The organism is Polaribacter sp. Hel1_33_78 (assembly GCF_900106075.1).
GTDB lineage: Bacteria > Bacteroidota > Bacteroidia > Flavobacteriales > Flavobacteriaceae > Polaribacter.
Map to the genome: position 1 here is coordinate 1,334,970 of NZ_LT629794.1, position 20,815 is coordinate 1,355,784.

Consider the following 20,815-nt stretch of genomic DNA (forward strand, 5'->3'; position numbering starts at 1 on the left):
TACGTAATTATTTAGTGTATTTTTTTCTTCTTAAATAATTAAAAACGAATCCGAATACAAACAAAACAATTAGTGGAAGAATTACATTTAAAAATTGCCATAAAGTTCGCTCTTTAAAAGCTTTTTGTTTGTCTAGAATTTTGATTTTTAATGTTTTGTTTCTGAGTTGGAGTAAGCCAATATCATCTAATAAATAATCAATGGTATTTAAAAGAAAATCTTTATTTCCAAATTCTTGATTGGTCCACTTATCTCTGTTTAGATCAAAAGGTTGAATTTTTGATTCATCATCTTTTAAAATTTGATTTTTTCCAACATCACCATCAGAAATTACCACCATTTTATTTTGGATTGCATTTTTTTTATAAAGAGGAGTCTCAAAAGGTTTTATACGATTCTTATAGGCTGAATTAAAATCACCTTCCAGCAAGACAGCAAATAGTTGATTCCCGTCATTATAATCAGTTTCTACAACTTTATCAGCAATAGATTGTAATTCAATAAAATTAGGAGTACCTATTTTTTTAGTTAATAAAGAACTCACCAATAAAGGTGTTTTTTTAATGTTATTTTTTAGAGTATCTATCTGATTTGCAAATCGTAATCTAACAGGAACAATATTTTTTGTAATTGCATGGTCTGGGTTCCCTCTAACTAAAGGATGATAAAACCAATCTAAATTTTGAAATTGTGTTTGATTGCCAATTTTACCTGTAGCTAAGGAAATTTTGGCGGCATATAGATCTTTAATTAAAGATGTATTTATTCTTACTCCATATGAAAATAGTAGATCTGTTAGATTTAAATCTCTCGGATATGCTAACATTTTACCATTTGCAAATAGACTATCTTGATCTGCCTGCACATTGTCTAACATCCACAATGTTTTTCCACCATTTGCGATAAACTGATCTAAAGTAAATTTTTCTTGTGCAGTAAATTTTTGAGTAGGTTTCGCAATAATTGCTAGATTAAAAGATGTTAAATCTTTTAGAGTTTGTTGTGGATTTGTGGCTACAGAATCCAATGTAAACTTTGCTAATCTGTATTTTTTTACAACTTCACTTAATAAATTATATTGATACATGTCCTGTAATTCGCCATTGCCGGTAATAACGGCCACTCTTTTCTGCTTTTTTTGCGTGATGGAGTGCATCGCATTCGAAAAACTATATTCTAAATTTTCAATAGCTTTTTGCAATTGCTCATCTTGCGAGGCAACAATTGTATTCGGTAATAAAGAGACGAGCGTTGATTTTTTTTCAAAAGAAATTTCTGCCCATGGGAAAATAATTGCTTCAGATAACTTTCCAGCTTCTTCTACAGTTAATTTACTTGGCAGCATACCGCGTTTAATTAATTCTTCGCGTTGTTCATCTGGAGCTTCAAAATTGATTTTTATGTTTGTGTTTTCGGCAGATAGCTCCTCTAAATATTGACGCGTTTCTACTTGTAATCTTTTAAATTCTGAAGGAAAGTCACCCTCTAGATATACAGTAATATAGAGTCTTTTGTTAATTTTAGAAAGAACTGAGTTTGTGGTTTCGGATAAGGTGTAACGTTTGTCTTGGGTTAAGTCGAAACGTTTATAGAATGATTGATTAATGAAGTTCAAAACAATCAAACAAAGCATTAGAAATACGCTATTTTTAACATTTTTATTCATCATCTAATTTAGTTTTAGTTATGAATAAAAAGAAAAGAGTAACACTAACAAAATAGAGGATGTCTCTTGTGTCAATCACACCTCTAGAAATACTTTTATAGTGTTCTTTAATTCCTAGTTTTTGAATGGTTAGACTATTATTTTCGAATGAATCAGCCACCGCGTCAAAACCATTAAAAAGAAAAAATGTGATAAAAACACCAAGAATAAACGCTACAATCTGATTTTTTGATAAGGTGGATGTAAACAAGCCAATTGCTGTGTAAGTCGATGCTAAAAATAGTAAACCAATATAAGCACCAATTGTACTGCCAAAATCAATATTTCCAATGGGGTTTCCCAATTTGTAAACGGAATAAATATAGATAAAAGTTGGAATAACGGCGATGACTAACAAAAGCATAGATGCTGTAAATTTTCCTAAAACAATTTGCCAATTAGATAGTGGTTTTGTCTTTAAAAGTTCAATGGTTCCTGTGTTAAATTCATCAGCAAAACTTTTCATGGTTATTGCTGGGATTAAAAAAAGAAAAAGCCAAGGAGCTAAATAAAAAAAAGGAGTTACATCAGCAAAACCAGCATTTAATATATTAAAATCGTCATTAAAAATAAATAAGAACAAGCCATTAATCAACAAGAAAACACCAATAACTAAATACGCAATTGGAGATGCAAAAAACGAATTGAATTCTTTTTTTAAAATGGTTTTCAATGTATAAATGTTTATGCGTTTATTGTTTTAAAATACCTTTATTATTTAAAGCTAGATTAGAAATAAGATTAATAAAAGCTCTTGATTCAGAGAGATTATTAAGTTTTTCTCTATCAATAAATTCATTAATTTCTTTATTAGTTCTTAATCCAAAGATAGCTGTCGCATTCTCTAAATTCAATTTTCTTAAAGTTAGTCTTTCTGTTTCTAAAACCGGAAATAACGTAAAATTAAAGTTCATATGATATTTTAAACTTATTTGTTATCTAAACTCCAAGCTTCTGGCTTATCATTAAAAAATGTTTTGGTTGTTGCCCATACATTTTTAAAAAGATCAGAATTTCTATAATCTTCTAAATTTTGTTCTTTTTCCCAGTGAGAATAGGTGAAAAATATTTCTGGGTTTGTTTTATCTTGGTATAATTGCAACAATTTACATCCTTCAGAATTTTTTATGAATTCTTTCTTTGATTCAAATATTTCTTCAAATTTTTTAATATGTTTTGAGTGAAAACTCATTTTAACAATTCTAACAAACATAGGGCTATAATAAAGACGTGTATTCTGGTTTAGTTTCTGTAAAAAAATCAATGATTATTGGATCTCTATAACTTAACCCTAATAAAGTTGAGGCGCCACCAACTGTGTTTAAATTACTTCTGTAAACAGCAATTTCTAGAAAGCCAGCAGAATTAAAAATTGCTAATTTATTTCCATCAAATTGTCTAGAATCTTTGGAGTTAATTCCAGTGATTTCATTGTATTTATTAAAGATCTTTGTAAAAGAATAACGAGAAGCATTTACTTTATAATTACGCCCTTTCCCAATATCATTAAACATTTTTTTACTGATGTTTGTAATTACATTTCCATAATTATCAATGTATAAAACACCTGCAATAATTTGTGTTTGTTTTTGATTTACTTTCGGTTGAATTTCAATTAATTTTTTAAATTCAAATGTTTCCTTACCAATCACAGTTAAATTTCCTCCACGTGCAATAAAACAAGCAACTTTCACAAAAACATCTAAAACAGGAAAACTGCTTTCAATTCTATCGTGAATATTGATTTCTACAATTTTTGTAGGTTGAATTTCTGAGGCAATCATTGATATAATTCCATTGTCTGGACAGACAAAGAAATGGTTGTCTAATTCAATAGCAATATGTTTATTATCTATACTCAACTCAGAATCTACACCTACAATGTGTATTGTACCTTCAGGAAAACTTTTGTAAGAATTTTTTAAAATATAGGCCGTCTCTGTAATGTTGAAAGGCGATATGTGGTGTGTAATATCTACAATTTTAGCATCAGCAAGCTCAGAATATATAGCACCTTTTACAGCCCCAACAAAGTGGTCTTTCGTTCCGAAATCTGTAGTTAATGTAATAAAAGACATTAATTTTTTGCTGTTAATTAATTGTGTAAAAGTTATTCATTAATTTAAGCAAATCTAATCATTTTAGAAAATTTATTAGCTATTTTTAGTTGAAATATAAATGTAATCAATTAATAAAAAATAATCATTTGAACGAACGCAATATAGAACTTACAGAAATTAGTCCTAAAGAATTTTTTGGAGCGCAAAACAGCACTATAGAACAATTAAAAAAATACTTCCCAAAAATTAAAATAGTTGCCCGAGGCTCTAAATTAAAAATTTATGGAGATCCAGATGTTTTAGATGAATTCGAAATTCGTTTTGAGCGTTTAATAAAGTATTTTAATAGATATAACAAGCTGGATGAGAATAGTATTGAACGTATTTTAACATCAACTGGAAATGAAGAGAAAACAACTGCAGCAATAAAGGCAAAGGATGTTTTAGTGCATGGTGTTAGTGGAAAGTTGATTAAACCACAAACTGAAAACCAGCGTAAAATGGTCGCTTTAATGGCTAAAAATGATATGTTGTTCGCTGTGGGGCCTGCCGGAACAGGTAAAACATATACAGCAGTTGCTTTAGCCGTAAAGGCCTTAAAAGAAAAAGAAGTAAGAAGAATTATTTTAACAAGACCTGCGGTTGAATCTGGTGAGAATTTAGGTTTTCTTCCGGGAGATTTAAAAGAAAAATTAGATCCTTACATGCAACCGTTATATGATGCATTAAGAGATATGATTCCGTATGAAAAATTAGATTCGCATTTAGAAAAAGGAATCATTCAAATTGCACCTTTGGCATTTATGAGGGGAAGAACTTTAGACAATGCATTTGTAATTTTAGACGAAGCTCAAAATACGACCCACAATCAAATGAAAATGTTTTTAACAAGAATGGGTAAAAGTGCAAAGTTCATAATTACTGGAGATCCAGGGCAGATAGATTTGCCAAGAAAACAAATTTCTGGATTAAAAGAGTCTTTATTAGCATTAAAGGATATTACCGGAATTGCTCAAGTGTACCTTGATGATAAAGATGTTGTAAGACACAGATTAGTTAAGAGAATTATTTCAGCATATAAAAGTATAGAAACAGAATGATTAAGATAAAAGAAAGTGAATTAGGCTTGCAAGATTATTTCTATATTGGTTGTTTGTACCTCATTATTTTAGGGATTGTGAGTCATGCCATTTTCTATGGGATTTTTGGAGTATCCTATTTAAATTATACAACTATTTTAGATGCGTTAATTTCACCTATAAGCTTGTTAACTAATAATTGGAAAATTTCTATATTTCTAGTTTTAATGTTTTGGTTGATGCATATGTATTTTACAAAATGGATGTTTAAATTTTATGCATATTTAAGAGTTAAAAAGTGATAACAGCAAGTCCAATAGCAGAGAATTTAAAACAAATAAAAGTCTTAGAAAAGAAGAAATAATAATCTATAAAAAAGACTATTTTTGCCAGAATAACAACACAACAAAAAATGAATACAATCAACGAAACTAATTTCAATTTTCCCAATCAAAAATCTGTGTATAAGGGAAAAGTAAGAGAAGTTTATAACATTAATGATGAACTTTTAGTAATGATTGCCTCTGACCGACTTTCAGCTTTTGATGTTGTGTTACCGCGTCAAATACCATTTAAAGGTCAAATTTTAAATCAGATAGCGACTAAAATGATGAATGATACTGTTGATATTGTTCCTAACTGGTTGCTAGCAAATCCTGATGAAAATGTTGCTGTAGGTCATTTATGTGAACCTTTTAAAGTTGAAATGGTAATTCGTGGATATTTATCGGGTCATGCAGCTCGTGAGTATACAGTAGGTAAAAGAGTTTTATGTGGCGTAGAAATGCCAGATGGATTAAAAGAAAATGATAAATTTCCTAATCCAATTATTACTCCATCAACAAAAGCTGAGAATGGTGAGCATGACGAGGATATTTCTAGGGAAGATATTTTAGCTAATAAAATTGTTTCTGAAGAAGATTATCTCGTTTTAGAAGATTACACAAGAAAGTTGTTTCAAAGAGGAACAGAAATTGCGGCAAAAAGAGGACTGATTTTAGTAGACACAAAATACGAATTTGGTAAAACTAAAGAAGGTAAAATTGTTTTGATTGATGAAATTCATACTCCAGATTCTTCACGTTATTTTTATGCTGACGGATATGAGGAAAGACAGCACAAAGGTGAAAATCAAAAGCAATTATCTAAAGAATTTGTACGTCAATGGTTGATCGAAAATGGTTTTCAAGGAAAAGAAAATCAGCAAATTCCAGCAATGTCAGAGGCTAAAATTTCAGAAATCTCTAACAGATATATAGAGCTGTATGAACAAATTACAGGAGAAAAATTTGTGAAAGCAAGTACCGAAGATGTATTAGCTAGAATTGAAAAAAATATTATTGATTTTCTTGCTTAATGAAGGCGGTAACCATAAAACAACTTAAAGACGAATTAACTCACAAATCAGCTAGTGAGTTAAAAGAGTTATGTTTGCACTTATCGAGATTTAAAAAGGAAAACAAAGAATTACTTACCTATTTATTGTTCGAGTCTCATGATGAAGATGCATACATACAATCTATAAAGGATCAAATGGATGTTCAGTTTTCTGAGATAAATACAAATAGTTTTTTTTACATCAGAAAAAGTGCTCGTAAAATTTTATCCCTCACAAAAAAGTTTATCAGATATTCTAAAAAGAAAGAAACAGAAACTGAATTATTATTGTATTTCTGTAAAAAATTAAGGGACTTTAAACCTTCAATAGAAAGAAGTCAGCGTTTGCAAAATGTTTTTGATTCACAAGTAAGATTAATCAAAAAAGCTATAGAAAAATTGCATGAAGACTTACAATATGATTATCAATTAGAATTAAATGATTTGTTAAATAATGAATAAAGAAAGACCGAAATTACCAGATTTAATAAATGCTCAAACAACTAAAGTAGAGGCTTTTCAAAATTCAATTATCCGACCCGTAATTAAAATGCAACATCATTTAATAATTGCATTTTTTAAACAGTATCTTCAGAAAAGAAAAATAGATATTTCTTCGTTATCAGAAGAAAAGAAAAAATTGAAAATCAAATCTATTTTTGAAAAAGATATAAATTTTAAGAATTTAATTTTAGGTATTATTATCGGTCATTTTTCAGTGGAAGAGTATCTTTCTTACACTCAGAATTTAACAGAATTTAATAGAAGAGTGATACAAATTATAATACAAAGACTTCAAGATAGCCTTTCAGAAATATAAAACTTATCGGTTATTACTGAAAGTAGTAATCACAAAACTCTTATTTACTCTTTTCAGCTAACAACTTTTTTTGATACTTTCCTTGAACAACGTCAACAATGACTAAAATTGCAAGTACAAAATAGAAAGTTGTTTTACTCATTGGTACAATTTCGTTACCAAAAAGTTTAATATGTGCTAAATGGCCGCCTTCTGTAACAAGCATAATTCCAACAATAAAAAGGATAAATAGCCCTAGAACTTCATACATTCTGTTTTTTGCTAAGAAAGTTGATATTCTATCCGCCAAGAGTAACATTAACAATCCACTAATTACAATTGCAATTGCCATTACAATAAAAGCAGTGGTAGCACTTTCTATTTCGCTCGTAAGACCAATTGCCGCTAAAATTGAATCAAAAGAAAAAACCAAATTCATTAAAACAATACTTGTAATAACTGCGTTCGAAGATTTTTTTCGGTTTAAGTCGCCTCCAACTTCGTGATCTAAATCTATTGCGCTAATCATATGCCAAATTTCTTTAATAGCTGTGTAAATAATAAATCCACCACCGATTAAGACGATGATGCTATGACCATTAAAAGCAAATTTCACAACATCTTTTATTCCTCCTGATAAAAAAGAAAAAGGTTCTTGAAAAAAATCAATGATAGAAACCAACACAAATAAGAGAACAATTCTTAATACAATTGCTATTAAGATTCCTGTTTTTCTCACTTTTTTTTGATTCGCTGTTGGTGCTTTTTTTGACTCTAAAGAAATATAAAGTAAGTTGTCAAAGCCAAGAACTGCTTGTAATAAGATCAACATTATTAAAGTAAAAATAACTTCTAACATGATTTTTTTTTAGGATTAATTAATTCAATTTTTTAGGATTTTCAAATATATTTAAAGAAATTAAATGATACCATACTTCTTACAAGAAATATTTCCAAAGTATTCTAATACTAACAAAAGCAATTAAAATAGCTGTGGCCTTTTTTAATTGAATAGGAGTAAAAAATTTATTACTCATTCTACTACCAATTTGTCCTCCAATAAAAACAGTTATTAATAATATTGAAGTTAGATTCCAGTCGATTTCAAAATTTGGATTAGAATACTGGCCTAACAAACCAGCAATAGAGTTTACCAAGATAAAAACACTTGCCGTTGCTGCTATTTTTTTAGGAGTATCCCAATTTGTGAGATGTAAAAGAGGAGCTAGAAATATACCACCTCCAATACCTACCATTCCAGAAATGAATCCAATAACACCTCCAAAACTAGCATTTTTTATGGGTTTTGGATTTATATTTTTTTTATCCGAAGAAATAATTTGTTTAGAGATCCACATGGTAATTGCAGCAAATAAAAGAGTAAGTCCTAATAAAATGAAAAAGAATTCTTCACTTATCTTTATTTTTCCGCTTATATAAGCAAAAGGAATACTTAAAAAGACTAGAGGAATTATTTTTTTCCAATTCAATTTTTTTTCGTGATGGAACAAGAGTACATTCCCTAAAACAACAATGATGTTGCATAATAATGCTGTTGCTCTAATTTGAGTAAAAACGATTCCGCTTAAAGCCAAAATAGCTAAGTAGCTAGATCCGCCTCCAAAGCCGACTGATGAATACAATATGGCGACAGCAAAGAATAACATAATGATATGCCAGTATTGCATAAAGGTTTCAAAAATCAAAAAAAGTTGTTTATGTTTAAGTTTGCTACTAAAAAACCTTTTGTTTAATTGTGATATAAAAAAGGCAGAATTAGATAGATAAATGTATACAATTTTATTTAAATTGCTGAAAATAAAAACCAATGATGAATAATAATATTTCAGAAAATAAAAAAAAGTACTGGAAAAAAAATTTAAAATATGTATCAATACTACTTAGTATTTGGTTTTTGGTCTCTTTTGTTTTTGGTATTCTCTTATTCGATGAGCTAAATATGATTCGATTAGGTGGTTTTAAACTTGGTTTTTGGTTTGCACAACAAGGCGCTATTTATGTTTTTGTAATACTCATTTTTGTTTATATAAAATTGATGAATAAGTTGGATAAAAAATTTGGGTACAATAATTAATTTATAATAAAAAATATAATGAGCATTCAAGTTTGGACATGGATTTTAGTAGGAATTACATTTGCATTATACATAGGAATTGCAATTTGGACCAGAGCAGGATCAACAAAAGAATTTTATGTGGCTGGAGGTGGTGTTTCTCCTTTAGCAAATGGATTAGCGACTGCAGCAGATTGGATGTCCGCAGCATCTTTCATTTCAATGGCAGGTCTTATTTCGTTTAACGGCTATGACGGTTCTGTATATCTAATGGGTTGGACAGGAGGTTATGTTTTACTAGCGCTATTGTTAGCACCATATTTAAGAAAATTTGGAAAATTTACAGTCCCAGATTTTATTGGAGATCGGTATTATTCTAACGTAGCAAGAAGTGTAGCTGTATTTTGTGCGCTTTTAGTTTCATTTACTTATGTAGCTGGTCAAATGCGTGGAGTAGGTTTAGTATTCTCTCGTTTTTTAGAAGTTGATATCAATACAGGTGTAATTATTGGGATGATAATTGTTCTTTTTTATGCTGTTTTAGGAGGAATGAAAGGAATTACATATACACAAGTTGCACAATATTGTGTGTTGATTTTTGCTTTTATGGTGCCTGCAATTTTTATTTCAATTCAAATGACAGGTAACCCAATACCTCAATTAGGTTTTGGAGGAATGGATGAAGGTGGTGTTTACCTTTTAGATAAGTTAGATGGTTTACACAAAGAATTAGGTTTTGCAGAATATACATCAGGAAGTAAATCAACGTTAGATGTTTTTTTTATTACAGGTGCACTAATGGTTGGTACTGCAGGGTTGCCACACGTAATTGTTCGTTTTTTTACAGTAAAAAGAGTTGCAGATGCAAGAAAATCTGCAGGTTGGGCATTATTGTTTATAGCCATTTTATACACAACAGCACCAGCAATAGCTGTTTTTTCAAGAACAAATTTAATTGAAACTGTAAGTAATAAAGAATATGCAACCTTACCTGATTGGTTTGGTAATTGGGAAAAAACAGGACTCATAAAGTTTGATGACAAGAATAACGATGGGTTAGTTCAGTATTTAGCAGATACTAAAAAGAATGAACTAATAGTTGATAAAGATATTATGGTTTTAGCAAACCCAGAAATTGCACAATTACCAAATTGGGTAATTGCTTTAGTTGCAGCAGGAGGTTTAGCAGCTGCTTTATCTACTGCAGCTGGGTTGTTATTAGTTATTTCATCATCAGTTTCTCACGATTTAATTAAGAAAATGATAAATCCAGACATTTCTGAAAAAGGAGAATTAGTAGCAGCAAGGTTATCAGCAGTCGTTGCAGTATGTGTGGCTGGTTATTTTGGTATAAATCCACCAGATTTTGTTGCAGCAACAGTAGCTTTGGCTTTTGGTTTGGCAGCAGCATCCTTTTTTCCAGCAATCGTTTTAGGTATTTTTAGTAAAAGAATGAATAAAGAAGGTGCAATTTCAGGAATGTTAGTAGGTATTTTATTAATGCTTTTTTATATGATGAAATTCAAATTCGATTGGTTTGGTGGTGGAGGTAAAGCAGATTGGTGGTTTGGAATTTCACCAGAAGGATTTGGTACAGTGGCCATGATTACTAATTTTATTATTTCTCTTATTGTTTCTAGGTTTACACCAGAACCACCAAGTAAGGTTAGAGAAATTGTCGAAAACATAAGGATCCCAAGTGGGGTAAATGAAGCACAACATCACTAAAAAGATTTAAAGTTTTGCTTTTTGTTGGTAAAATAACGTTATCAGTAGAATAAATAATAGATGAAGATTTAGTTTTAAGACATTAGAGCTTTAAATAAAGTATAAAAAATGAGTAATTATCACATTAAGCATCTAGAGGAATATTATCAAGTTTATAGAAAATCAATTCGTGAACCAGAAAAGTTTTGGGAAGAAGTAGCAGAAGAACACTTTTTATGGCGAAAAAAATGGGACAAAATTTTAGATTGGGATTTTTCTAAACCAGAAATTAAATGGTTTCAAGGCGCTCAACTAAACATCACAGAAAATTGTATTGATAGGCATTTATCAACAAGAGGAGGTAAAACAGCTATTTTATTTGAGCCAAATGATGTTAAAGAAGCAGCGGAACACATTACTTATAGACAACTGCATCAAAGAGTAAATCAATTTGCAAATGTTTTAAAAGAAAACGGAGTAAAAAAAGGAGACAGAATTTGTATTTATGTTCCTATGATTCCAGAATTAGCAATAGCAACATTAGCTTGTGCTAGAATTGGAGCTATACATTCTGTTGTCTTTGCAGGGTTTTCATCAGTGGCATTATCCACTAGAATTAATGATTCTGACTGTAAAATGGTAATTACTTCAGATGGTTCTTACAGGGGGGCAAAAACAATTGATTTAAAAGGAATTGTGGATGAAGCTCTAAAAAGTTGTTCGGGAGTTGAAACTGTTTTGGTGGCAAAAAGAATAAATTCTGATATTAATATGAAAGAAGGACGTGACAAATGGTTACAACCTTTATTAGATAAAGCATCAGATATATGTGAAGCAGAAATTATGGATGCAGAAGATCCATTATTTATTTTGTATACTTCAGGTTCTACAGGAACTCCAAAAGGAATGGTGCACACAACCGCTGGATATATGGTGTATACAGCATATACTTTTAAAAATGCATTTCAATACAAAGAAAATGATGTCTATTGGTGCACTGCAGATATTGGATGGATTACTGGACATTCTTACATTGTTTATGGCCCTTTGGCAAACGGAGCAACCACTGTTATGTTTGAGGGAGTGCCAAGTTATCCAGATTTTGGACGCTTTTGGGAAATTGTAGAGAAGCATAAAGTAAACCAATTTTACACTGCGCCAACAGCAATTAGAGCATTGGCAAAACAAGGAACAGAATTGGTAAATAAATATGACTTATCAACTTTAAAAGTTTTAGGGTCTGTAGGTGAACCCATAAATGAAGAAGCATGGCATTGGTATAATGATAATGTAGGAAAAAAGAAAAGTCCGATTATTGATACCTGGTGGCAAACAGAAACCGGAGGTATGATGATCACACCTATTCCCTATGTAACGCCAACAAAACCGACATATGCAACGTTGCCTTTTATTGGGATTCAGCCAGCAATAATGGATGAAAAAGGAAAAGAATTAAAAGGAAATCAGGTGGAAGGAAGGTTGTGTATTAAATTTCCCTGGCCGAGTATTGCCAGAACCATTTGGGGAAATCATAAACGATATAAAGAAACTTATTTTTCTGCTTTTGATAACATGTATTTTACTGGTGATGGGGCTTTAAGAGATGAAGTGGGTTATTACAGAATTACCGGTAGAGTAGATGATGTAATTATTGTTTCTGGACATAATCTAGGAACAGCACCTATTGAAGATGCAATTAACGAGCACCCTGCAGTTGCCGAATCTGCTATTGTAGGTTTTCCGCACGATATTAAAGGAAGTGCATTATATGGCTATGTAATTCTTAAAGATACAGGAGAAGGCAGAAATCAGGATAATCTTCGAAAAGAAATTAATCAAATCATTACAGAACACATCGGACCGATTGCGAAATTGGATAAAATTCAGTTTTCAGAAGGATTGCCAAAGACACGTTCAGGAAAAATTATGAGACGTATTTTACGTAAAATCGCGTGTAATGAAATGGATAATTTGGGGGATGTATCTACCTTATTAAACCCTGAAGTTGTGCAAAGTATTATCGATAATAGACTTTAGTTTTTTTAATTTTTCCTAAAAAAGAAGCGCAGTATTGAGTGGTTCTGAATTTTTGAGATTAAGTAGATATGATTGTTAAAAGTAAAATAGTTTTAAGTAAAAAGTTAGTTTTGAAAAGGCAGATCATAAAGTTAAGAATGAAAAATAATTATTGCTTAATACTACTTTTTTTAGGCCTCTCTTTTTCTTGTTCAAAAGAGATGAAAGATGCGAGTACCCGTTTTAGTCTTTTAAGTTCTTCCGATACAAATATTGATTTTAAAAATGTAGTGAAGGAAAATGCAAACTTTAATTTTTTGAATTACACTTATATCTATAACGGTGCTGGAGTGGCAGTAGCAGATATTAATAATGACGGCTTGGAAGATTTATTTTTTACTTCTAATCAAGGATTAAATAAGTTATATCTAAATCAGGGAGATTTGGAGTTTAAAGATATTACTCAAAAAGCAAAAATTGCAGACCAAACAGGATGGACTACAGGTGTGACTGCAATAGATATTAACAATGATGGTTGGTTAGATTTTTATGTTTGTAAATCAGGATCTATAAACAGCCACTCAAAAAGAAGAAATAAGCTATTTATCAATCAAAAAAACAACACTTTCAAGGAACAAGCCAAAGCTTATGGCCTGGATCATTTCGGGTTTTCTACTCAAGCCTATTTTTTTGATTTTGATAATGACGATGATTTGGATATGTATCTTGTAAATCATCGTAAAGATTTTTCAATTAAAGAAGCTAAAGAGCCCTTTAATTCAGATCAATTATTTAGAAATGATGGTGCTACTTTTAAAAATATCACAAAAAAAGCAGGGATTTTAAATAAAGGATGGGGTTTAAGTGCTTCCATTGGGGATTTTAATAATGATGATTTGTTAGACGTTTATGTTGCGAATGATTTTTTTGACCCTGATTATTTATATATAAATCAAGGTAATGGAACTTTTAAAGACGAGGCATTAAAATATTTTAACCACATTTCTACCAACAGCATGGGGTCTGATTTTGCTGATATTAACAACGATTTAAAACCAGATTTAATTGTTTTAGATATGATGGCGGAAGACCATATTAGAAGCAAAGAAAATATGGCAACGATGAGTATTTCTAATTTTCATAATTTAGTAAAAAAAGGTTATCATTATCAATATATGTCTAACGTGTTACAGTTAAATAATGGTGACAATACATATAGTGAAATAGGACAGCTTGCCGGAATTTCGAAAACAGATTGGAGTTGGGCGCCATTAATAGCGGATTTTGATAATGATGGTTTTAAAGATGTATTTGTGACTAATGGAATTCAAAATGATTTAACAAATCAAGATTTTAGAAATCAAATGAAAACCAATGTTAGAAACCGTAAAAGAGTTTCTCTAGATGCTGCTAAAAAAATAATTACTTCAGAGAAATTAAGTAATTATATCTTTAAAAATAATCAAGACCTAACGTTTAAAAATACCACTAAAAGTTGGGGCTTAGATGCTAAAATAAATTCTAATGGAGCAGCATATGCAGATTTAGATAATGATGGTGATTTAGATTTAATTATAAATAATCAAGGAGAAAAAGCATCTATTTATAAAAACAACACAAAAAATAACTATATCATTTTTAAGCTTAAAGGACCAACAACTAATCCTTTTGGTATTGGAGCAGAAATCACTGTTTTTTCAGAAAACTTGCAACAAACTAAAAAACAATTTTTGAGTAGAGGTTTTCAATCTTCAGTAAGTGCTCAGCTGCATTTTGGATTAGGGAATAAAACTAAAGTAGATAGTGTATTTATTGATTGGGGAAATAATACTACTGAAAAATTAAAAAATGTAGAAGTTAATCAAACTGTAATCTTTAACATTGAGGGTGCTACGAATTTTGTTAAAAAGGATGCCATGAACTCAAGATTATTTAAACGAATAATTCCAACTGATATTGGTATCAATTATAAGCAAAAAGAAAATATTTATGATGATTTTAAATTACAGTTATTATTACCACAAAAACAATCTGAAAAAAGTTCAGCGCTTGCAGTTGGAGATATCAATAATGATGGTTTAGATGATTTCTTTGTTGGAAATGCTAAAGGTGAAAAAGGAGCTATATATTGTCAAAGTAAAGATGGAAAATTTATAGAAACAAATCAAAAATTATTTGAGTTAGATAAAGATTTTGAAGATACAAATGCGAAATTTTTAGATGTAGATAGCGATAATGATTTAGATTTATATGTAACTTCTGGAGGATATGATGTTAAAGAAAATAGTCCACTTTTACAAGATAGATTATATCTTAATAATGGAAAGGGAAAATTCACAAAAACAAAACTTCCAAAGATAACTTCAAACTCTAAAGCGATTGCATTTTCAGATTTTGATAAAGATGGTGATATTGATATTTTTATTGGAAATAATGCGAAGCATGGCCAATATCCTTTATCGGAAAACTCCTATTTTTTAGAAAATGAAAAAGGAAAATATAGCAATAATATTGAGGGTAAATTTGACAGTATTTCTGATTTAAGGATGATAAACGATGCTATTTTTTCAGACTTTGATCTCGACGGAGATGAAGATTTAATTGTTGTAGGGGAGTGGATGTCCATTACTTTTTTTGAGAATAAAAACAATCAATTTTATAAAAAACATATAGATGGTGTCACCAATATTAGTGGATGGTATCAATCGATAACACCTACTGATATTGATGCTGACGGTGATACAGATTATATTATTGGAAATTGGGGAAATAATAATAAATTTCATCCAAATAAGCAAAAACCATTGCATATTTATGCTGGTTATTTTGACGAGAATACTAGTTTTGATATTGCTTTAAGCAAAGTTTCAAAAACAGGAGATTTACTTCCCGTTCGTGGTAAAGAATGTTCTACGGAGCAAACGCCTTTTTTAAATCAGAAAATTAAAACATTTAAGGAATTTGCAGCAGCTAACATGTTTGAGATTTATGGCTCTGAAAAATTAGAAAATGCACATCATTTTATAGCGCAAGACTTTTCTTCGTTCATTTTAAAAAATAATAGAGGAGGTATGTTTGAAATTAAAAAACTGCCAAATGAAGCGCAATTTTCACCTACTTTAGGTGCTTCAATTATAGATATAAATAATGATGGATATCTAGATGTTTTTGGCATCGGTAATGTGTATGAATCAGAAGTAGAAACCATAAGATATGATGCCTCAAAGGGATATGTTTTATTGGGGGACCGAAAAGGAGGTTTTACTTTTTGCAATGATTCTAGTTATTTTAATAATATGGAGGCAAAAGCAATAGAAAAAATTAGCATTAATGGTGATTGGCATTTTATCATTTTAAATAAAAATGCTGAGCTAACTATTTTAAAAGTTAATTAAACAAAGGTATTCTTATATCCATCTTTTTGTTATTATGTCATGTTATCTAATATGGCATATAAATTGACAATAAGGAATCAATCATACTCTAAAAATAATATTATTAATGCAGCATCTTAACGATACAAAACAAGATAAAAATAAACCCAAAATTTCCATTCTAAAAGCTTTTAAAACGATCATTTGGCCAAAACGAAAGTTGGTTTTTATAGGATTAATATTAATAGTTTTAAGTCGATTGTCTAGTTTGGTATTGCCATGGAAAAGTAAGGCGCTATTGGATGAGGTGATTCCAAATAAAGATTATGACCAATTATATCAATTGTTATTTATTGTTGGACTGGCAATTTTAGTGCAATCAATCACTTCTTTTTTATTAACCAGAATTTTAAGTGTACAAGCACAGTTTTTAATATCAGAATTAAGAGCTCAAGTTCAAAAAAAAGTATTGTCTTTACCAATCAGTTTTTTTGATAACACAAAATCTGGTGCATTAGTCTCTAGAATTATGAGCGATGTAGAAGGTGTCCGAAATTTAATAGGAACAGGCTTGGTTCAATTAGTTGGTGGGACTATTACAGCCGTAATTTCAATGATTTTATTGATTCGTATTAGTCCTTCAATGACATTTTTTGTGTTAGTTCCTGTTGCTATTTTTGGAGTTGTAGCTTTAAAAGCATTTAAATATATACGGCCTATTTTTAGAAACAGAGGTGTAATTAATGCAGATGTCAAAGGGAGATTAACCGAAACCCTTTCTGGAGTTCGAGTTATTAAAGCTTTTAATGCAGAAGAACAAGAAAATATGGTTTTTGAAAAAGGGGTAGATAAATTATTTCAAAATGTAAAGAAGAGCTTAACGGCAACTGCTTTAATGACTAGTTCTTCTACTTTTTTATTAGGACTTGCTTCTACAGGAATTATGGGTATTGGTGGTTATAAAATTATGACGGGTGAATTAACAGTAGGAGATTTTCTATCCTTTACATTATTACTTGGTTTTATGATTGCGCCCATAGTTCAAATGAGTAATATTGGAAGTCAGTTAACGGAGGCGCTTGCAGGTTTAGATCGAACAGAAGAGCTTATGAATATGAATGCAGAAGAAGACGATGCGGGAAGAACAATTATTTTAGAGGATGTCAAAGGAGAAATTATTTTTGATGATGTATCTTTTTCTTATGAAGCAGGAAAAGAAGTACTGAACAATATCAATTTTAAAGTCCCTTCAGGATCTGTAACGGCTTTAGTTGGTAGTTCAGGTTCTGGTAAATCTACGATCGCTGGTTTGTCAGCTACGTTTTTAAACCCGAAATCAGGTAAAATTACAATTGATAATCAAGACATGTCCAAAGTAAAATTATCTAGTTATCGTAAACATTTAGGCGTTGTTTTACAAGACGAATTTTTATTTGAGGGCACTATCCAAGAAAATATTTTATTTCCTAGACCTAATGCAACTGAAAAAGAACTACAAAATGCAGTAAAAGCAGCTTATGTGAATGAATTCACAGATCGTTTTGAGAATGGATTAGATACCTTAATCGGAGAAAGAGGTGTTAAACTCTCTGGTGGTCAACGTCAAAGATTAGCCATTGCAAGAGCAATTTTAGCAGATCCGAAAATTATAATTTTGGATGAAGCAACCTCTAGTTTAGATACCGAAAGTGAATCTTTAATTCAGAAAAGTTTATCGGAATTAGTAAAAGATAGAAGTACTATTGTAATTGCGCACAGATTAAGTACTATTAAACAAGCAGATCAGATTTTAGTTATTGAAGCCGGAAGTATTGCAGAGAGAGGTACGCATGATGATTTGATAAAGGCGAAAGGAAGATATTTCGATTTATATACGTACCAGGCTAAAATTTAAATATTTAGATGTACTATTTTTATAAATATTTAGAAAAAAACAATTTTAGAACTATTTGGAATCAATACACTTAAGCATATGAAAAAAGCACTTTTATTATTAATTGCAACTATTATTTTTTCTTGTAAAACTGAATCTAAAAGAGACAATAAAGTTGATGTTACTCTTGAAGTTAAAAGTGAGGTTTTTCCAATGGAATTAGGAAAAGTCTTCCAGAAACACGGAGGTATTAATATTTGGAGGAAAGCACAAATATTATCTTTTAATAAGGGAAAGGAAATTCATACTGCAGATTTACGTTCAAGAAAAACAGTAATTAATACACCAAAATATTCTTTAGGTTTTGATGGAATGGAAGTTTGGTTAAGTGAAGACAAAAAAGGTATATTCAAAGGAAATCCAGCCTTCTACTACAATTTATATTTTTATTTTTATGCAATGCCTTTTGTGTTGGCAGATGATGGAATTATTTATGAAAAAGTGGATGATTTAGTTTTTAAAGGGGTAAAGTATCCTGGATATAAAATTTCATACAAAGAGAATATAGGAACTTCTCCTGATGATAATTATATAGTGTATTACAACTCTGAAACCTATCAAATGGAATGGCTAGCATATACAGTTACTTTTAGCTCTAAAAAGCCAAATGATTTATTCCATATGATTAGATATAATAAATGGGAAGTTGTAAGCGGATTGGTTTTTCCAAAAGAAATTACATGGTATAAAATGGATGAAAGCGGCTTGCCGACTGAACCTGAAAAGCCAGCAACAAAATTCACGCTGCCACTTCTAAGTCAAGGTAAAATAGGAGCCTCTTTTTTTGAGAAACCAATAAAATAGTTCGGAGTTTTCAGTGGCAGTATAAGGTGGGGAAATTAAGTTGATTCCAAATGTGTATTAATTTTATCATACACAGAACGATAATAATCATGAAACTTTGGCAGCAAAACGTTTTCTAGGCTTTTTGTTTGATTTAATACGTTCAAATCCCACAATTCTAAACCATCAACTTCTTCTTTTTGCATCGTTAAAGTCGAAATATTAACCTTTAATTCGGTTATAAATACATGATGATGCTCATTGTCTTGGATTCCATTTTCATGAGAAACTTGATGAATTCTAGTACCTATTTTGATGAGGTCTTTTTCTCCTATTTCTATCCCAATTTCTTCAAAAACTTCTCTTTTTGCACCTTCTACAATATCTTCACCAGCTCCAATGTGTCCAGCAACGGAAATATCCCAAATTCCGGGAAACACCTTCTTTGTAAGCGCTCTTTTTTGAAGTAATATTTTTCTATCCGAGGTAAAAAACCAAATATGAGCTGTTGCATGAAACCAGCCGTTTTTATGGGCTTCAGATTTTAATGCTGTTTTTCCTGTTGATTTTCCGTTAGGTGTTAAAATATCAATTAATTCATCCATTGCAAAAGAAAACATCATTTCGATAAAAAAAAAGACCAATTGATTTTTATCGAAATGATAAGATTTTATTATTCAAAATAAGAAAAAGTTTCTCCGTTTTTGATGTTTAATAAGGTTTCATAAATCATTTTAATTACATTTTCTACATCATTCCTATGCACCATTTCTACTGTGGTATGCATGTATCTTAAGGGTAAAGAAATTAATGCAGAGGCAACACCACCATTACTGTAAGCAAAAGCATCTGTATCTGTTCCTGTTGCTCTTGAAAGAGCTGAACGTTGAAAAGGAATCTTATTCGCTACAGCGGTTTCTGTAATTAAATCACGTAATTTCTGTTGCACAGCCGGCGCATAAGCAATAACTGGGCCTTTACCCATTTCTAAAAGACCTTCTTTATTCTTGTCGATCATAGGTGTAGTCGTGTCATGCGTTACATCTGTTACAATTGCTACATTTGGTTGAATAGTTTGTGTAATCATTTCTGCACCGCGTAGACCAATTTCTTCCTGCACAGAATTGGTAATGTACAATCCGAAAGGTAATTCTTTTTTGTTTTCTTTTAATAGACGAGCAACTTCGGCAATCATAAAGCCACCCATTCTGTTGTCCAAAGCTCTACAAACAAATTTATCTCCATTTAAAATATGAAATTCATCTGGATAAGTGATAACACATCCTACATGTATGCCTAAATCTTCAACCTCTTTTTTTGTGGTGCAGCCTGTATCTATAAAAATATTGTCAGGTTTTGGAGCCTCTTCTTTTCCTTTATCTCTTGTGTGAATTGCAGGCCAACCAAAAACACCTTTTACAATGCCGTTTTTAGTGTGAATGTTTACAATTTTACTTGGTGCAATTTGATGATCTGAACCTCCATTTCTAATCACATAAATTAAACCATTATCAGAAATATAATTTACATACCAAGAGATCTCATCTGCATGACCTTCGATTACAACTTTGTATTTTGCATCAGGATTTATTACACCAACTGCAGAGCCGTACGTATCTGTAATGAAAGTATCCACATAAGGCTTAAGATACTCCATCCAAATTTTTTGACTTTCCCATTCATAGCCTGTAGGAGCCGCATTGTTTAGATATTTTTCTAAAAATGTAAGTGAGCTTTTATTTAAAATTGTTTCTTTTGCCATTTTTATAATTTTATTAAAATGTTGTTAAATAGACGCGCATTATTGTTATATGACATACTAATTGTCATGTTAAATCATGTGTAAAAGTAAAACGTTTTTTCTACTATTCTCAAAAAATTATCATAAAAAGTGTAACAAATTTTAGA

General features: G+C 30.6%; 20 protein-coding genes. 11 read left to right on the plus strand and 9 right to left on the minus strand.

Translation table 11 applies throughout. From position 1 onward, the window contains the following. Positions 1–7 precede the first annotated feature (7 nt). The 5 genes from gldG to BLT88_RS05615 are packed head-to-tail and all read right to left on the minus strand — an operon-like array spanning position 8 to position 3,783. Entirely contained in the window at positions 8–1,669 is a 1,662-nt protein-coding gene (gldG, locus tag BLT88_RS05595) for a gliding motility-associated ABC transporter substrate-binding protein GldG (protein ID WP_231960090.1), read from the minus strand. Further along, a complete protein-coding gene (gene gldF, locus BLT88_RS05600) occupies positions 1,659–2,378 on the minus strand; it encodes a gliding motility-associated ABC transporter permease subunit GldF (RefSeq protein ID WP_091953561.1) in 720 nt (239 codons plus the stop codon). The genes gldG and gldF overlap by 11 nt, the downstream gene beginning before the upstream one ends. A 19-nt stretch (positions 2,379–2,397) precedes the next feature. Next, positions 2,398–2,619, minus strand: a complete 222-nt coding sequence (locus BLT88_RS05605; protein WP_197675655.1) for a GNAT family N-acetyltransferase — start codon at positions 2,617–2,619, stop codon at positions 2,398–2,400. A 14-nt stretch (positions 2,620–2,633) separates the two neighbouring features. Then, positions 2,634–2,918 (minus strand): putative quinol monooxygenase, encoded by a 285-nt coding sequence (locus BLT88_RS05610; RefSeq protein WP_091953563.1) that lies wholly within the window; start codon positions 2,916–2,918, stop codon positions 2,634–2,636. Positions 2,919–2,922: 4 nt separating this feature from the next. After that, entirely contained in the window at positions 2,923–3,783 is an 861-nt protein-coding gene (locus BLT88_RS05615; RefSeq protein WP_036785383.1) for an S-adenosyl-l-methionine hydroxide adenosyltransferase family protein, read from the minus strand. 128 nt (positions 3,784–3,911) lie between these two features. Between BLT88_RS05615 and BLT88_RS05620 the strand changes: the two genes are divergently transcribed. The 5 genes from BLT88_RS05620 (at position 3,912) to BLT88_RS05640 (ending at position 7,041) form a co-directional block, all read left to right on the plus strand. Further along, a complete protein-coding gene (locus tag BLT88_RS05620) occupies positions 3,912–4,865 on the plus strand; it encodes a PhoH family protein (protein ID WP_091955668.1) in 954 nt (317 codons plus the stop codon). Further along, positions 4,862–5,146, plus strand: coding sequence for a hypothetical protein (locus tag BLT88_RS05625; protein ID WP_091953564.1), 285 nt, complete (start codon positions 4,862–4,864; stop codon positions 5,144–5,146). The genes BLT88_RS05620 and BLT88_RS05625 overlap by 4 nt, the downstream gene beginning before the upstream one ends. A gap of 110 nt (positions 5,147–5,256) precedes the next feature. Then, entirely contained in the window at positions 5,257–6,201 is a 945-nt protein-coding gene (locus tag BLT88_RS05630; protein ID WP_091953566.1) for a phosphoribosylaminoimidazolesuccinocarboxamide synthase, read from the plus strand. Further along, positions 6,201–6,683, plus strand: coding sequence for a hypothetical protein (locus tag BLT88_RS05635; protein WP_036785390.1), 483 nt, complete (start codon positions 6,201–6,203; stop codon positions 6,681–6,683). Before BLT88_RS05630 ends, BLT88_RS05635 begins: the two co-directional genes overlap by 1 nt. Further along, a complete protein-coding gene (locus BLT88_RS05640; protein WP_091953567.1) occupies positions 6,676–7,041 on the plus strand; it encodes a glyoxalase in 366 nt (121 codons plus the stop codon). Before BLT88_RS05635 ends, BLT88_RS05640 begins: the two co-directional genes overlap by 8 nt. Before the next feature lie 40 nt (positions 7,042–7,081). Here the strand turns inward: BLT88_RS05640 and BLT88_RS05645 are convergent, their stop codons facing one another. Together BLT88_RS05645 and BLT88_RS05650 are read right to left on the minus strand one after the other, a co-directional pair. After that, positions 7,082–7,879 carry a TerC family protein gene (locus BLT88_RS05645; protein ID WP_036785396.1) on the minus strand — a complete coding sequence of 266 codons (798 nt, stop codon included), beginning with the start codon at positions 7,877–7,879 and terminating at the stop codon, positions 7,082–7,084. A gap of 79 nt (positions 7,880–7,958) precedes the next feature. Continuing rightward, on the minus strand, positions 7,959–8,708 hold the full coding sequence (locus BLT88_RS05650; protein WP_091955669.1) for a sulfite exporter TauE/SafE family protein: 750 nt from the start codon (positions 8,706–8,708) through the stop codon (positions 7,959–7,961). A gap of 140 nt (positions 8,709–8,848) precedes the next feature. On the opposite strand from BLT88_RS05650, the gene BLT88_RS05655 reads away from it, so the two are divergent. The 6 genes from BLT88_RS05655 (at position 8,849) to BLT88_RS05680 (ending at position 18,928) form a co-directional block, all read left to right on the plus strand. After that, positions 8,849–9,115, plus strand: a complete 267-nt coding sequence (locus BLT88_RS05655; RefSeq protein ID WP_231960092.1) for a DUF4212 domain-containing protein — start codon at positions 8,849–8,851, stop codon at positions 9,113–9,115. 18 nt (positions 9,116–9,133) lie between these two features. Further along, positions 9,134–10,822 carry a sodium:solute symporter family protein gene (locus tag BLT88_RS05660; RefSeq protein WP_091953569.1) on the plus strand — a complete coding sequence of 563 codons (1,689 nt, stop codon included), beginning with the start codon at positions 9,134–9,136 and terminating at the stop codon, positions 10,820–10,822. A gap of 108 nt (positions 10,823–10,930) precedes the next feature. Then, the gene (gene acs / locus BLT88_RS05665) at positions 10,931–12,838 is read left to right on the plus strand and encodes an acetate--CoA ligase (protein WP_091953570.1); all 1,908 of its coding nucleotides are present in this window, start codon (positions 10,931–10,933) and stop codon (positions 12,836–12,838) included. A gap of 137 nt (positions 12,839–12,975) precedes the next feature. Beyond that, on the plus strand, positions 12,976–16,212 hold the full coding sequence (locus tag BLT88_RS05670; protein ID WP_091955671.1) for a VCBS repeat-containing protein: 3,237 nt from the start codon (positions 12,976–12,978) through the stop codon (positions 16,210–16,212). Positions 16,213–16,318: 106 nt separating this feature from the next. Beyond that, complete coding sequence (locus BLT88_RS05675) at positions 16,319–18,085, plus strand: ABC transporter ATP-binding protein (protein WP_091953572.1); 1,767 nt, start codon at positions 16,319–16,321, stop codon at positions 18,083–18,085. A 78-nt stretch (positions 18,086–18,163) separates the two neighbouring features. After that, positions 18,164–18,928: a DUF6503 family protein gene (locus BLT88_RS05680; RefSeq protein ID WP_091953573.1), complete on the plus strand. Its 765-nt coding sequence runs from the start codon at positions 18,164–18,166 to the stop codon at positions 18,926–18,928. 35 nt (positions 18,929–18,963) lie between these two features. Here BLT88_RS05680 and BLT88_RS05685 read toward each other — a convergent pair whose 3' ends face one another. Both BLT88_RS05685 and BLT88_RS05690 read right to left on the minus strand, forming a co-directional pair. Then, positions 18,964–19,530: an NUDIX domain-containing protein gene (locus BLT88_RS05685; protein ID WP_231960094.1), complete on the minus strand. Its 567-nt coding sequence runs from the start codon at positions 19,528–19,530 to the stop codon at positions 18,964–18,966. A 50-nt stretch (positions 19,531–19,580) separates the two neighbouring features. Then, positions 19,581–20,669, minus strand: a complete 1,089-nt coding sequence (locus tag BLT88_RS05690) for a M42 family metallopeptidase (RefSeq protein ID WP_091953575.1) — start codon at positions 20,667–20,669, stop codon at positions 19,581–19,583. Positions 20,670–20,815 lie beyond the last annotated feature (146 nt).